At 63.8% G+C, this 14809-nt stretch carries 12 protein-coding genes; 5 read left to right on the forward strand and 7 right to left on the reverse strand.

The annotated features are described in order from the left end of the window. The coding region (locus tag Q8K05_RS09875) for a DEAD/DEAH box helicase (RefSeq protein ID WP_305246457.1) at window positions 1–665 on the reverse strand (665 nt) is incomplete at its 3' end. 374 nt (window positions 666–1039) lie between these two features. On the opposite strand from Q8K05_RS09875, the gene ettA reads away from it, so the two are divergent. Both ettA and Q8K05_RS09885 read left to right on the forward strand, forming a co-directional pair. Beyond that, window positions 1040–2701, forward strand: coding sequence for an energy-dependent translational throttle protein EttA (gene ettA / locus Q8K05_RS09880; RefSeq protein WP_305246458.1), 1662 nt, complete (start codon window positions 1040–1042; stop codon window positions 2699–2701). A gap of 17 nt (window positions 2702–2718) precedes the next feature. Then, window positions 2719–3261 (forward strand): DUF1415 domain-containing protein, encoded by a 543-nt coding sequence (locus tag Q8K05_RS09885; RefSeq protein ID WP_305246459.1) that lies wholly within the window; start codon window positions 2719–2721, stop codon window positions 3259–3261. A 126-nt stretch (window positions 3262–3387) separates the two neighbouring features. On the opposite strand, the gene Q8K05_RS09890 is transcribed toward Q8K05_RS09885, so the two are convergent. The 6 genes from Q8K05_RS09890 to Q8K05_RS09915 all read right to left on the reverse strand — a co-directional run bounded on the left by Q8K05_RS09890 (window position 3388) and on the right by Q8K05_RS09915 (window position 12557). Next, window positions 3388–4743 carry a DASS family sodium-coupled anion symporter gene (locus Q8K05_RS09890; RefSeq protein ID WP_305246460.1) on the reverse strand — a complete coding sequence of 452 codons (1356 nt, stop codon included), beginning with the start codon at window positions 4741–4743 and terminating at the stop codon, window positions 3388–3390. Next, window positions 4740–5633: a universal stress protein gene (locus tag Q8K05_RS09895; protein ID WP_305246461.1), complete on the reverse strand. Its 894-nt coding sequence runs from the start codon at window positions 5631–5633 to the stop codon at window positions 4740–4742. The genes Q8K05_RS09890 and Q8K05_RS09895 overlap by 4 nt, the downstream gene beginning before the upstream one ends. Next, window positions 5630–7303: a cation:proton antiporter gene (locus Q8K05_RS09900; protein WP_305246462.1), complete on the reverse strand. Its 1674-nt coding sequence runs from the start codon at window positions 7301–7303 to the stop codon at window positions 5630–5632. Before Q8K05_RS09900 ends, Q8K05_RS09895 begins: the two co-directional genes overlap by 4 nt. A 34-nt stretch (window positions 7304–7337) precedes the next feature. Then, a complete protein-coding gene (locus Q8K05_RS09905; RefSeq protein WP_059757845.1) occupies window positions 7338–8345 on the reverse strand; it encodes a sodium:calcium antiporter in 1008 nt (335 codons plus the stop codon). Continuing rightward, entirely contained in the window at window positions 8342–11041 is a 2700-nt protein-coding gene (locus Q8K05_RS09910; protein ID WP_059757848.1) for an HAD-IC family P-type ATPase, read from the reverse strand. Before Q8K05_RS09910 ends, Q8K05_RS09905 begins: the two co-directional genes overlap by 4 nt. 169 nt (window positions 11042–11210) lie before the next feature. Continuing rightward, window positions 11211–12557, reverse strand: a complete 1347-nt coding sequence (locus tag Q8K05_RS09915; protein ID WP_059757851.1) for a TAXI family TRAP transporter solute-binding subunit — start codon at window positions 12555–12557, stop codon at window positions 11211–11213. A gap of 179 nt (window positions 12558–12736) precedes the next feature. Here Q8K05_RS09915 and Q8K05_RS09920 point away from each other — a divergent pair, with 179 nt between their 5' ends. From Q8K05_RS09920 to Q8K05_RS09930, 3 genes are all read left to right on the forward strand, one after another. Next, the gene (locus Q8K05_RS09920; RefSeq protein WP_059757854.1) at window positions 12737–13168 is read left to right on the forward strand and encodes a hypothetical protein; all 432 of its coding nucleotides are present in this window, start codon (window positions 12737–12739) and stop codon (window positions 13166–13168) included. Between the two features lie 172 nt (window positions 13169–13340). Then, window positions 13341–13763 (forward strand): hypothetical protein, encoded by a 423-nt coding sequence (locus tag Q8K05_RS09925; protein WP_059757857.1) that lies wholly within the window; start codon window positions 13341–13343, stop codon window positions 13761–13763. A gap of 10 nt (window positions 13764–13773) precedes the next feature. Beyond that, window positions 13774–14809, forward strand: a 1036-nt coding sequence (locus Q8K05_RS09930; protein WP_305246463.1) for a multicopper oxidase family protein, incomplete at its 3' end; no start/stop codon positions are given.

A 14809-nucleotide genomic window follows, 5' to 3' on the forward strand; every position in this document is an offset into this window, starting at 1 on the left:
ATGCGCTGCACCGTGGTGTTGCGCGGCGTCACCTGGATCGACACCGGGTTGCGCAGCAGGCCGTTGGTCAGTTCGCGGATTTCATCGCTGAAGGTGGCGCTGAACAGCAGCGTCTGCTTTTGCTTGGGCACCAGGGCCAGCACTTTCTTGATGTCGTGGATGAAACCCATGTCCAGCATGCGGTCGGCTTCGTCCAGGATCAGGATCTGCACCTGGCTCAGGTCCAGCGTGCCCTGGCCCGCATGGTCGAGCAGGCGGCCGGGGGTGGCCACCAGAATATCCACGCCGCGGCGCAGTTTTTCGATTTGCGCGCCCATGCCGACACCGCCAAACATCACCATCGAGGTGAGGTCCAGGTATTTGCCGTAGGTGCGTACGCTTTCTTCAACCTGGGCGGCGAGCTCGCGGGTCGGCGTCATGATGAGGGCGCGCACGGCATTGACGCCGCGTCGGTTGGTCAGCCGCGGCTCGGTACTCAGGCGCTGCAGCAGCGGCAAGGTAAAGGCGGCCGTCTTGCCGGTGCCGGTCTGCGCGCCGCCCAGCAGGTCGCTGCCTGCGAGCACGGCGGGAATAGCCTGCGCCTGGATGGGCGTAGGGGTGTCATAGCCTTGCTCAAGCACGGCTTTAAGAATGGCCGGGGCCAGATTCAATTCTTCAAATGTCATGGTGTTGCACCCAGGGGGCGCGCTTTAGATCGGCCTGTTGGGTGCTTTGTTTGAAAGCAACCCGCCAGTCAAAGGCAGATGGGATCAGAAACTCAGGCTAAAAACATCGTGAGAAATTACCGAAAGCAATACCCGGGATGTGCCCAAATGTTGAGGGCAACTGGAGCCACCAACCCCGGTATTGTTGCACGGAACGATAATCAAGGTATTCACACCATGAACGAGCCTTGATTTGAGGCATCGGCCCCCAAGGTATTGGATGTTGTTTTCGTCTGCAAAAGACCCTGCAAAGAGCCCGTAAAACCCCTGTGTACAGGCGGCCTGCAGCCCGTTTCTTTTGCGTTGTTTCCTATTTTTTTAGCAAAGTGATCCTGATGGCTCAGTACGTATTCACCATGAACAAGGTCGGCAAAATTGTGCCGCCCAAGCGTCACATTCTTAAAGACGTTTCACTCAGTTTTTTCCCCGGTGCCAAGATCGGCATGCTGGGCGTCAACGGCTCGGGCAAGTCCACGCTGCTCAAGATCATGGCCGGCCTTGACAAGGAAATTGAAGGCGAAGCCACCCCGATGCCGGGCCTGAACATCGGCTACCTGCCGCAGGAACCCAAGCTCAATGACGAGCACACGGTGCGCGAAAGCGTTGAAGACGGCATGGGCGCCGTATTTGCCGCCAAGGGCCAGCTCGAAGCGGTGTATGTCGCCTACGGCGAGCCGGATGCCGACTTTGATGCGCTGGCTGCCGAGCAGGCCAGGCTGGAAGCCATACTGGCCACGGCCGGCACCGACTCCGAGCATCAGCTCGAAATCGCTGCCGACGCGCTGCGCCTGCCGCCCTGGGACGCCAAGATCGGCGTGCTGTCGGGCGGCGAAAAGCGCCGTGTGGCGCTGTGCCGCATGCTGCTGTCCAAGCCGGACATGCTGCTGCTGGACGAGCCCACCAACCACCTGGACGCCGAGTCGGTGGACTGGCTGGAGCAGTTCTTGCAGCGTTACTCCGGCACCGTCGTGGCCATCACCCACGATCGCTATTTCCTGGACAACGCGGCTGAATGGATTCTGGAACTTGACCGTGGCCAGGGTATTCCCTGGAAGGGCAACTACAGCTCCTGGCTGAGCCAGAAGGGTGACCGTCTGGCGCTGGAGCAAAAGGGCGAAGAAGCCCGCGCCAAAGCGCTGAAGAAAGAACTGGAATGGTCGCGCCAGAACCCCAAGGCGCGCCAGGCCAAGAGCAAATCGCGTCTGGCACGGTTTGAGGAACTGTCCGATTTTGAATACCAGAAACGCGTTGAAACCAACGAGATTTTCATTCCCGTGGCCGAGCGCCTGGGTCACCAGGTCATCGAGTTCCACAACGTCAGCAAATCGTTTGGCGACCGCGTGCTGATTGACAACCTGAGCTTCACCATTCCTGCGGGCGCCATCGTCGGCATCATCGGCCCCAACGGCGCCGGTAAATCGACGCTGTTCAAGTTGATTGCCGGCAAAGAGCAGCCCGACACTGGCGAAGTGGTGATTGGCTCGACCGTCAGAATGGCGTTTGTGGACCAGAACCGGGACGACCTGGCGAATGAAAAAACGGTCTGGGAAGACATCTCCGGCGGCCTGGACATCCTCAACGTCGGCAAGTTCCAGATGCCCAGCCGTGCTTACGCCGGCCGCTTCAACTTCAACGGCGGCGACCAGCAAAAGCGTGTCGGCACGCTGTCAGGTGGCGAGCGCGGGCGCTTGCACCTGGCCAAAACGCTGATTGCCGGCGGCAATGTGCTGATGCTCGATGAGCCGTCAAACGACCTGGACGTGGAAACCCTGCGCGCGCTCGAAGACGCGCTGCTCGAATTCGCCGGATCGGTGATGGTCATCAGCCATGACCGCTGGTTCCTGGACCGTATCGCCACGCACATCCTGGCCGCCGAGGGCGACAGCCAGTGGACTTTCTTTGACGGCAACTACCAGGAATACGAAGCCGACAAGAAGAAGCGACTGGGCGAAGAGGGCGCCAAGCCCAAGCGCATGCGCTTCAAGGCCCTGCATTAATCCCGAATAGGCGCGCCATGACTGATCAAGACGTTCTGGACCAGACCCGGCACTGGCTTGAAAAAGCCGTGATCGGGCTGAACCTGTGCCCGTTTGCCAAAGCCGTTTACGTGAAAAATCAGGTGCGCCTGGTGGTCAGCCACGCCCGGCATGCCGACGATTTGCTGGACGAGCTCGACCGTGAACTCGACCTGCTGGTGGCAACGCCGGCTGAAGAGATCGACACCACGCTGCTGATTCATCCCACGCTGTTCGATGATTTCCTCGACTTCAACGATTTCCTGGAAATTGCCGAAGGCGTGGTGGACGAGCACGGGCTCGAAGGCGTGGTGCAACTGGCCAGCTTTCACCCGAAGTTCCAGTTTGACGGCACCGAGCCGGATGACATCGGCAACTACACCAACCGCGCACCGTTCGCCATACTGCATTTGCTGCGCGAGGAAAGTATTGATCGTGCGGTCGAGGCTTTTCCGGAAGCTGAAGCCATCTTTGAAGAGAACATCAAAACGCTCGAAAAGCTGGGTCACGAAGGCTGGAAGGCGCTGGGGCTGAAACCGTAGGGAGAGAGAAATAAGGCTTGCGCGGCAAGCCATGCGCCTTTGGGCCGCAGCCATGGATCGCCACGGCCTGCGGCCTTTCCATGAACCGGCCCTGTTTTGCACCGGTTCATGGTTCGTGAGCCAAGTTCATCGCCACGTCCACGTTGCCAGTGTGGTGATCACCGCAATCGACACCAGATTGAGGGCCAGGCCGCAGCGCATCATGGTGGCCTGCGAAACTTGTCCGGTGGCGAAGACGATGGCGTTCGGCGGTGTCGCCACCGGCAGCATGAATGCGCATGAGGCCGCCACCGCGATGGCGGCGGCGAGCAGTTGCGGCGGCAATCCGAGCGCGCTTGCGACGCCCAGGAAGATGGGTATCAGCAAGGCGGCACTCGCGGTATTGCTGACCAGCTCCGTCAGAAAGACGACGAAGGCCACCATGCCCAGCAGCAGCAGTGGTACGGGCGCACCCTGCAGCAGTGCCAGTAGTTGCTCTGCAAGGAAGCGGCTCGCCCCGCTCGCGCCCATGACCTGGCTCAGTGCCAGCCCGCCACCGAACAGCAGCAGCACGCCCCATTGCGTGCGTTGTTCAAGTTCCGGCCAGCCCAGCGTACCGCTGGCCACAAGGGCAATGATGGCTGCCAGCGCAATCACGCTGTCGACTTCCGCGCCGATGCCGAGCATTCGCCCGATCGGCGCGCTGGCCACCCAGGCGGCCGCAGTGAGCGTGAACACCACCATCGTCGTGCGCCGCTCGCGCGTCCACACCATCGCCTCGTGCGTCATCGCGATACGCCCGTGGAACCGTGGCCGCAGCACAAGGTACAGCACGCCGATCATCAGCGGCAGCAGCAGGGCCACCAGCGGCAGCCCGATCAGCAGCCACTGCGCAAAGCCAATGCCGGCCTGGGCGGCGGCGATGGCGTTCGGCGGGCTGCCGACCAGGGTGCCCATCCCGCCTATGCTGGCGCTGTAGGCCAGACCGAGCAGCACGAAGGCCTTTTCGCGCGTGCCGATTGTCGTATCGCTCGCTGCATCGTCGCGCAGCAGCCCGAGTGCAAGCGGCAGCATCATCGCGGCGCTGGCGGTGTTGCTGATCCACATGGACAGCAGCGCGGTCAATCCAAACAGCAGCAGGACGGCTCGAACGCGCTGTCCGCCGGCCAGGCGCATTACCGCCAGTGCCAATGCGCGGTCCAGCCCATGGCGCTGCAGCGCTGCCGCAAGCGCAAAGCCGCCAAGGAACAAAAAAATGATGGGGTGCGCAAACGACGCCAGCGCCTCGCGCACGCCCATCAGGCCTGACAGCACCGCGAGCAGCGGCACGAGCAGCGCGGTGATGCTCAGGTGCAGCGCCTGCGTCATCCACAGGCCGCCAATCAGCACGAACAGCGCCAGGCCGGTACGCAGCGCGTCGGGCGGCGGTGCGAGTGCATGCACCAGCGCTGCGAGCGCCAGGCACGCGAGCGTGCGAGAGAGGGCGCCAAACCGCGGCGTCATGCCGCGCGCGCCATCGAAACGAGCACGTCGCTGCTGCCCTCGGCGAGTACGGATTTGGTCACGCTGCCCAGAAACAGCTCTTCGGCGGCGGACTGGCCGTGCTTGCCAAGCACCACGAGGTCGCAGTCATGCGCCTGTTCCTGTTCGACGATGCGCTGCCAGGCCTCGCCTTCGATGACGCAGGCATCCCAGTGGCCTGGTTTGAGGCCGGCCTGGTGGGCAAGCGTGTCGAGTTGCTGCCTCGCGCTGGCGTGGGCCTGGCGGCGGTAGTGCTCAATCGTCAGGGTGTCCACGCCAGCGAACTGCAATTTCCCTTCAAACGGCACCTCGAACGCGGTGAGCAGCAGCAGCCTCGCGTGCGGCGCCACGCGCCTGGCGGTCTCAATCGCGTGCGCCGACCAGGGTGAGAAGTCCACCGCCACCAGTACGCGGCGGTAGGGTTCGTGCGGCGTCTGTTTGACAACCAGCAGCGGCCGCGTCGAGCGCCGCAGCAGCCGCTCGGACGTGGTGCCAAGCGCCAGCCGGCGCAGGAAGCCGGCACCGCGGGCACCGAGCACCACCAGATCGGCGTTCACGGCACCGGCCTGGTGGCTGATCTGGTCAAGCACGGCGCCGGTGGTCAGCTGCGTCTGCATCGCCACGCGACGTGCGGTGGCAAGCTCGTCGGCCAGCGTCTGTAGCCGCTCTGCGGCGTCCTTGAGCAACTGCTTCTCGGCGGTGTGGCTGGCGCCCAGCCACTGCCGCAGCGCGTCCAGCGTGCGGCCGCAGACCGCGTGCATCAGCGTGAGCGGTGCGCCAGTTTCATGGGCCAGACGCGCGGCCCGGTCCGCAGCGTGGCGTGCCGGCATTGAGAAGTCGGTAACCGCCAAAATGGAGCGCAGTGGGGTCATGAGAGGTCCTCTTTTGAATGGATTTGCGTTGCCAGGCGTTGCGCGGCATGGTCAGCGGCGTCGTCGAAGGGGTTCAGGATGTACTTCACGCCTGCGGCCTCCAGGGCCCGGCCGTGCGCCACGTCCCGCACCGCGCCGACGATGCATCCGTTGAATTGTGCAGCCTGCAGCGCGTGCAGCAGCGCCCGGTTGGATTCCCACTGCGGGAAAGTCGTGATCACCCAGCGCGCTTGTGTCAGCGGTAGCGACCCGACGAAGTCGGGGTCTTCGCCGTCGCCGAAGTGCACTGGCAGCCGCTGGCGACGCAGCTCGCGCACCGCTTCGGGATCAAAGTCGACGCCAATCGCCTCGACACCGGCTGCGCGCAGTTGCGCGAGCAGGCGGCTGCCGTAGCGGCCCAGGCCGAACACGATGGCCTCGACTTGTTCACCACTGCGGCGCTGGCGCTCGACCGCCAGCTCGCGAAACGGCCGCTGCCGCTCGAACACCGTGAGCCACGGCGCGAGACGCGCATACAGCGGCTGTGAGTACAGGATCATGTAGGTCGATACGGTGATCGTCACCAGTCCCACCAGCGTTGTCAGACCCAGTGTCTCCACGCCAATGTGGCCGAGCGATATTCCCATCGCGACAAAGACGATGGAGAACTCGCTGATTTGCGCGACCGTCAGCCCGGCCAGAAAGCCGGTGCGCTTGCGGTAGCCCATGTAGCCCATGATGGCCATCACAATCAGCGGGTTGCCGATCAGCACGAACAGCGACAGCAAGATTGCTGGCGCGATCTCGGCGCCCAGTGTCGAAAAGTCGAGCTTGGCGCCGAGGTCGATGAAGAAAAACAGCAGCAGGAAGTCGCGCAGGCCCGTGAGCCGCGCATTCATCGCCTCGCGGTAGGGCGTCGAGGCCAGCGAGAAGCCGGCCAGGAACGCGCCTGCCTCCTTGCTGAAGCCGGCCCATTGGCCAAGCGCTGCGAGCGCCACGCCCCAGGCGACCGCGAACACCAGCAGCAACTCCTGCGAGCGCGCCATCGCTGCGACCACCTTCGGCAGCGGCCAGCGCATCAGCACATACATCAGCGCGGCTACGGCGCCAAGGCGCCAGGCGATCGACAGTACGACATCGCCCAGCGCTGCCTGGCCATCGGGACCGCCCGAACCACGAAAGGCGCTCATCGCCATCATGGCGATGACGACCGCCACGTCCTGCACGATCAGGAAGCCGACTGCGATGCGGCCATGCAGACTGTCGATCTCGCGCTTGTCGCTCAGCAGCTTGACGATGATGATCGTGCTGGAAAATGTCAGCGCAACCGCAACGTACAGCGCCTCCATGGGGGCCTTGCCCAGCAGCAAAATCAGTGCGAAGCCGAACGCGACCGTGAATCCCAGCTGCCCCAGGCCCGTGGCCAGCGCCACCGTCCCAATGCGGCGCAGGTGGTTCAGGTCGAGCTTGAGCCCGACCACAAACAGCAATACCGTGACGCCGATTTGCGCCAGCAGGTCTATCTGGTCATGCGCCGCAACAAGTCCAAAGCCCGTCGGTCCCAGCGCGATGCCGACCACGATGTAGGCGATCAGCACCGGCTGGCGCAGCCGCACGAACAGCGCGCCGGCGAATGCGCAGATCAGCAGGAAAAGTGCAAATTCGGAAAACGGACTTTGCAGGAAGGTCATGGTGTTCAGCCTGTCATTCACGCTTGTGCCCGGGTCAGGCGCCGCCGTGCAGGAAGACCAGCGCCGCATTAAGCAGGTAGGTTGCCAGCAGCCCCACGCTGACCCAGCTTAGAAAGCGCAGCGCGCGACCCTGCGGCCGCATCACCAGACCGATCATCACCAGACCACTCATCACCACGGCCGCGACCGCCGTGCCCGCATGCACGGGCGAGACGTCGGCAAGCAGTGGGCCGCGGGTGTAAAAAATGTCGTCTATCGCCAGAATCGTCACGTTGAACAGATTGCTGCCAAGCAGGTTGCCGATGGCCATGTCGAGTGCGCGCAGGCGCAGGGCCGACAGCGTCACTGCTATTTCGGGCAGCGTGGTCACCAGTGCCATGAACAGCGTGCCGACAAAGCTGCGGCTCCAGCCCATGGCCTGGGCCAGCTGGTCGGCGATGGACGGCAGCCAGCTTCCCGCCGCCAGCACCATCAGAGCCGCCACGCCGAAGCGGCTCCACTGGCGCCCCAGGGCTGGCGCAGGCCCCGGCTCGGCTTCGGCATCAGGCTGCGAGCGCAGTGCCTGCTCGTGCGCAAAAACGCTACGCAGCGCCAGCAGGTAAAGCGCCAGCAACACCGGGCTGTACAGCCCAAGATGCAGCATCGCCGGTGTTGCTGCGGGCAGCAGCAGGCTCATGGCGACAAAGCCGAGCATCACCACGCCAAAAGCTGCCGAAAGCAGGTGCGCCGCACTGGCATGGCGGTAGATCGGCTGATGGGGCTGCAGTGCGTCGATCACCACCAGGAAAACGAGGTTGAACACACAGGCGCCCAGCGCATTGCCGACCGCCAGATTGGGCGCATCAATCACGGTCACCGCGCTAATGCCCGAGGCCAGCTCGGGCAGCGAGGTCACGGTAGCCAGCAGCGCCAGACCGATCCAGCCGCCGGTCAACCCGGTCGCCTTGGCGATGCGGTCGGCACTTTGGCAGAGCACATAGCCAGCAACCGCGATCAGCACCGCGCACAGCAAAAATTGCAGCGCCAGCAGGCCGAGTGTCATCGCACACGCCTGCGGCCCAGGCGCACGATGAGCTTGCGCAGCTCTTCAGCCCACAGCACGCAACTGGCCAGCGCTGCCAGTGGCAGCAGCGAGGCGGGCGCCAGTGGCACGGTATGAAACAGGGTGTTCATGGGCGGTGCATACAGCACCAGTGCCTGCAGCAGCATGCTCAGCGACAAGCCGCCCAGCAGCCAGGGGTTCTTCAGCAATCCCAGCGCTAGCGCCGAGCGGGTGGCCGACTGGCAGTTCAGCACGTTGAACCACGCGCACATCGCCAGCACCGTGAAGGTTTCGGTGCGCACCAGCTCGATCGGCACGTTCTGCTCGAGTCGCCACATGAACCAGCCGAAGGTGACGCCGGCAATCAGCGGCGTCATCAGCGCCACGCGTGCCAGCGTGTCGCGCCCGAGGAGCCGGTCGTCTCGTGGCACCGGCGCGCGCTTCATCTCCTCGCCATCGGGCGGGTCCATCACCAGATTCACGGTGACGGTGCCCTCGGTGACGATGTTGATCCACAGGATCTGCACCGCCACCAGCGGCAGGGGAAATCCGCCCAGCAAGGCCAGCATCAGCACCAGCACCTCGGCCATCGAAGTGGCGAACAGGTAGAGGATGACCTTTTTCAGGTTGCCGTAAACCACGCGCCCCTGCTCGACCGCACCGACGATGGTGGCGAAGTTGTCATCGGTGATGATGATCTTGGCTGCGCTTTTGGCGACTTCGGTACCGGTGATGCCCATCGCCACACCGACATCGGCGCGTGCCAGCGCCGGTGCGTCGTTGACGCCGTCACCGGTCATCGCGACCACCTCGCCGCGCGCCTGCAGGGCTTCGACAATGCGCAGCTTTTGCGCCGGGTGAACGCGCGCAAAAACTGCGATGTGATCAAGTGCGCTGCGCAGGTCGGTCTCATTCATGCGCTCGAGTTCGGCACCGTCGATGGCCCGGTCGCCATCGCGCGCAATGCCAAGCTCACGGGCGATCGCCAGCCCCGTGAGCTTGTGGTCGCCCGTCACCATGATGGGCCGGACGCCAGCCGCGCGGCATTCGGTGACGGCGCTTTTAACCTCTTCGCGCGGCGGGTCGATCTGGCCGACCAGGCCGAGCAGGTGGGCGCGGCCGGCCAGGGGGTCGAAGCCGACGCCGGGGTCGAGCGGGTCGTCCTCCACCACTGCAAAGGCCAGTACACGCAGCGCGCGCGCCGCCATGGCTTCAGCGGCCGCACGCGCCGCGTGGACCAAGGCCGTCCCGTCGGCTGCACACAGGTGCAGCACCGCTTCGGGCGCGCCCTTGATGAACACGCGGCGCGGCGCATCGGCGAAGCAGTGGCGCGTGGCCATCATCCGGGTGTCGGAATCGAAGGGGAGTTCGGCCTCGCGCGGCGCGTCGCGCGACAATTGCGCCAGGTCGATACCCGCCTTGGCTGCCAGCACCTTCAGAGCGCCTTCTGTCGGGTCGCCCAGCACGGACCATTCGGTGCGCGCTTTTTCGGGGGGCAGCAGTTGCGCGTCGTTGCACAGCGCGGCCGCGCGCAGCAGCGGTGCAAGTGCCGTATCGTCAGCGCTGAATTTTCCCTCCGGCGCGTAGCCGATCCCACTCACGGCGACCTCCAGGCCGACCGGCAGCCACAGCGTGCTGACGGTCATTTCATTGCGCGTCAGGGTGCCGGTCTTGTCGGTGCAGATCACGGTCGTCGACCCCAGCGTTTCGACGGCCGACAGGCGGCGGATGATCGCACCGCGCGCCGCCATGCGCTGCATGCCCACAGCCAGCGCGATGGTCATGGCCACCGGCAGGCCCTCGGGCACCATGGACACCATCTGGCTGATCGCCACCATCAGGACATCGACCAGCGGCAATTCCCGAAACAGCCCCAGTGCGACCACCGTGCCAAACAGCACCAGCGCCGCAACCACCAGCCAACGGCCAAACTGCTCGATGCGCTGCTCCAGCGGCGTTTTTGGCTCGGTCGCGGTCTCGGTCAGCCCCGCGATGCGGCCGACTTCGGTACGGGTGCCAATGGCCACCACCACTGCCCGCCCGCGCCCGGCGGTGGCGTAGGTACCCGAGAACACCATGTTGTGGCGGTCGGCCAGTCCGGTGGCCTCAGGCAAAGCCGGTACCGCCTTGCGCACCGGCACCGACTCGCCGGTCAGTGCCGCCTCGGCGACCTGCAGCTGGGCCTCCTCGATCAGGCGCGCATCGGCGCCAATGGCGTCGCCTGCGGCCAGCAGCAGCAGATCGCCCGGCACCAGGTCGCGTGCCTCAATCGACGTTTCATGGCCGTCCCGCAGCACACGCACACGCAGCGCCGACAGCTGGCGCAACGAGGCCATCGAGCGCTCGGCGCGGCCCTCCTGGAATGCGCCTATCAGCGCGTTGACCAGCACCACCAGAAGGATCACCACCGCGTCGCCATAGTGCGACAGTGCCATCGCCAGCAGCGCCGCCACAAACAGGATGTAGATCAGCGGGCTCTTGAACTGACGCGCGATGATGGAAAACACGGAGCGGCGTGGCGGCTCGGGCAGGGTGTTGCTGCCGTCCCGGGTCTGCCGTAACTCGACTTCTGTGGCGCTCAATCCCGATGCGGGGTCACAACCGAGCCGGACCAGCACCGTCTCGGCCTGCAAGGCATGCCATGGCGGGGCTGAAGGCGCCGCCTCGCTACCCGGTGCCTTTGTTGTTGCTGTCATAAAAAACAACTTTAAAAGTTTCAGCTTACCGTACAACTACGGTAAATCCAACGACGGTCCGGCGTTCCTTCGCGCCGGAGGCGAGATAAATTGCGTTGGATCAAGACGTGCACCATCGGCGCCGCATGAGCGGGAATCGGCGCAGGATCAGTTGCGCCTGCGCTAGCGCTTACGGCTCGTTCCGGGGCGTCTGGATCTGTCGCCTTTGCAGCTTCTTTTGTACCAGCTGGATGTTGCTGCGCAGCGCATACAGTTCGTTGGCATAGGACAGCGGCACGCTGATTTTTTCGGCGCGGTGGTCCAGATCGCTCAGATCTTCCAGCAGTGCCTCCTGGTTGCCCGCGTTGTCAATGCGGTTTTCAATGTCCCTGAGCTGGCCGTACCACCTGAAAATGCGCGAGCGCACCCGAAACTCATACAGCGGCGGCACGATGCGCGACAGCGGCAGCATGATGGCGATGATGAGGCCCATCACCAGCCACATGCGCTCCACCAGATTGGCCACCCAAAAAGGCAGGTAGCGCTGCAAAAAAGGCTTGTCATTCTTGATGCTCCGTTCGGCCTCGGCTGAAATCGGCACTTCGTTGTTGGCCAGCTTGGGGTATTCGCGGGCCCGCTTGAACCAGCCCGCGCTGCCGTGAATTTCATTGCCCGCCAGGGCAAACAGCTGCAGCAGCGCCGGGTGCGTGCCGGCGCGCGTGAGCAGGGTGGTGGTCGGGGCGACCAGGCGCACGTCTTGCGGCGGAATGTTGGCCGCCAGATCGACCACGCCGCGCGGCAGCACGGCCGGGCTCAGAAACGCAAAGCGCCGCGAATATGCTTCGCTCTGCGCAAAATCCATGAGCTTGACGCCCGGGGTTTGCAGCAGCATCTGCACCATCAGCGACTCGGGGGCCGAGGCGAAAACGATGGCGTCCAGCTCGCCGCCCAGAAAGGCCACGGTGGCCGGCGTTTGCTCCAGCTCTGAGAGGACCAGCGTGCTTTTGTCAATGCGGTTGCTCTCCAGCAATTTGTCCATCAGGCTGGGCAGGCCGCTGCCGGGCGTGCCGACGTTGACGCGCAGTCCCTTGAGCTCCGGCAGGGCCGTTAGCGTTGCCTCGGGGTTGACCCGGCGTGCTGCTTCTTCCCGGTAAAACAGCCAGACGGGTTCGAGGAAAAGGCTGCCCAGCGACTCGAGTTCTTCGTTTTGCTTGCTGCCGGCCTCGCTGCTGCCGCCCTGCACAAATCCCAGGTCGGCCTTGCCTTCGCGCAGCAACTGCAGGTTGGCAGCCGATCCTTCGGAAGGCAGCAGCACGACCTCAATGCCTTCCTTTTTCAGCGCCTCTGCATAACGCTTGCCAAACGCTTCATACGCGCTTTGCGCTGGGCCGGTGGCCAGCGTGACCCGCTTGGGCGGGTTTGGGTCCAGCCAGCCGTAGGCGAGCACCAGCAGCGTCACGGCCAACAGCAGGAAGGGGCCGGCAGAAACCGTTATATCGCGCAGCGACAGCAGGGTGTAGCGTATGGTTTTGGGCATGCGTGAACCTTAGCATGGTCCCTGGCGAAGGTTACTGTCAGTTCTGGCGCCCAACGGCGAGCAGTGCAGGTGAAAATTGCTTGATGGCTGAATTTGTGATTTGAGGCAGTTTTTTTGACGAATATCAACACTTGGTCACGTTGACCGGTTAGCATGATCTAGCCCTGATTCCTACCCGCATGAAACTCTTTTCGAACGCCCGCGCCAAGCGCAACACTGCATTTATGGTGTTGCTGGCGTGGCTGTTTGTCTTGGCTTCAGGGGTCGCCAACGCGTGTCTGCTGGAAGCGCGCGAAACGCATTCCTACATCGCTACAGCTTCCGAGGCTGTATATTCTCCCGCCATATTGTCTGGTCATGCGAGCGCCGTTGCTGATCGCGACAATGGCTTGCACACCGCCAGGGCTCCGTGCCTGAAGGTCTGCGACGATAGCTCACGCTCTTTGCCAAAGCAGTCGTTGACAGTTGCACAGCCTGATCCCGGTCCGGCGCCCTTTGTTCATGTCCTCTGGAACGCTGTTTCGCCCGTCGTTGCTACTCATAGGGAAGACATGCAACCCGCCATCCTTGGGCTGCCCATCCGGGTCCGCTACTCGCGACTGGCACTCTAGCCGCCCCTCTGACGCTTGATCTGGAGTCTCGCGCTCTGCGGTTTGCGTTCATTTCTCAGTCCAGTTTGCTTCTGTGCTCAGGGACAGAAGGCCGATTCGGGCATTACACCAGCGTCTGTGTTTACCCACCGCACCCAGCATTTCATATCCGTCAGCTAACCAGGAGTCTGTCATGACCCATTTTCGATTCATTCCACTTGCCGCGTCCCTCGCCGCCGCCCTCGCATTGACCGCCTGCAACACGGCTCCACCGATGCCCATGGGCGCTGCGTCTGCCAACAGCATGGCCACACCGGACCAGATGACCAGGATGGATGCGCAGATAAAGACCATGCAGGGCCTGCACGAAAAGATGATGAACGCCAAGACCCCGCAAGAGCGCAGCAAGCTGATGACCGAACACTTGAAAACCATGCAGGACGGCATGGCCATGATGGACGGCATGTCCGGCGCTGGCATGGGCGGTATGAAAGGCATGCAGGGTATGACTGGCGACATCGGAACGCGCCAGCAGATGATGGAAAAGCGCATGGAGATGATGCAGACCATGATGAAAATGATGATGGACCTGATGCCGGCTACGCCTGCGCGCTAAGGAGAACCCTATGTTACAAAGAAGACAATTGCTTGAGTTTGGTGGGGTAGCGGCCGTGGCCGCCGCCGGTGGGGCCGCCTGGATGTATTACGGATCGCCTCGTTCCAACGCGCTGGCTGGCGGGCCGTTTCGCCACTATCCCTTCGATCCGGTCGCCGCCGCGAACTTCCAGCAAAAGCTGTTCATCCCTGTGGGCAGCGGGCCGTTCGGGGTGCTCGATGTCGCCGGGCCGCTGAAAATCCGCACCGTTGCGGCGAGCTTCCCGCTGCTGCCCGGCCGCGAATCGCCGTTCCTGCTGTACCAGACCGAACAGGCGGGCAAGGCCTACCAGAATCCGATTTTGCGCATAGAGAGCGGCGCGCGCTTCACGGCCAGCCTGGACAACGCGCTGGCCGAGCCGACCATCATCCACTGGCACGGCCTGCACACGCCCGCCGCCATGGACGGCCACCCGGCCAGCACCATCGGCCCCGGCGGGCGCTACGAGTACGACTTCAAGGTCAGCAACCGCGGCGGCACCTACTGGTACCACACGCATGCCCACGAGCTGACCGCCGAGCAGGCCTACCATGGCCTGGCGAGCTTCTTCCTGGTGGACGACGACGACCAGCGCCGCTTGGCCAAGGCACTTGATCTGCAGCTCGGCGTCACCGACCTGCCCCTGGTCATCCAGGACAAGCAGTTCGACGCGCAGGGCAAGCTGTTGTACAAGCCGAGTGCCCATGAAGCCATGATGGGCTGGCTCGGCGACATCGTGCTCGCCAACCTGACGCCCAATGCGGTCCAGGCCGTCACCCCGCGCACCTATCGCCTGCGGCTTCTCAATGGATCGAATGCACGCATCTACCGGCTTGCCTTCGTCAAGGGCAGCACGCCGCTGGATTTCACCGTCATCGGCACCGACGGCGGCCTGATCGAGCGGCCCGAAACTGTGACGGAGGCCTTTCTCGCGCCGGGCGAGCGCCTCGATGTGCTGTTCGACGCGGGCCAGGCGCAGCCCGGTGAGGACATCTTCCTCAGGAGTCTGGCGTTCGATGCGATGGAAA

Source organism: Polaromonas sp., from assembly GCF_030682935.1.
Lineage (GTDB): Bacteria > Pseudomonadota > Gammaproteobacteria > Burkholderiales > Burkholderiaceae_C > Polaromonas.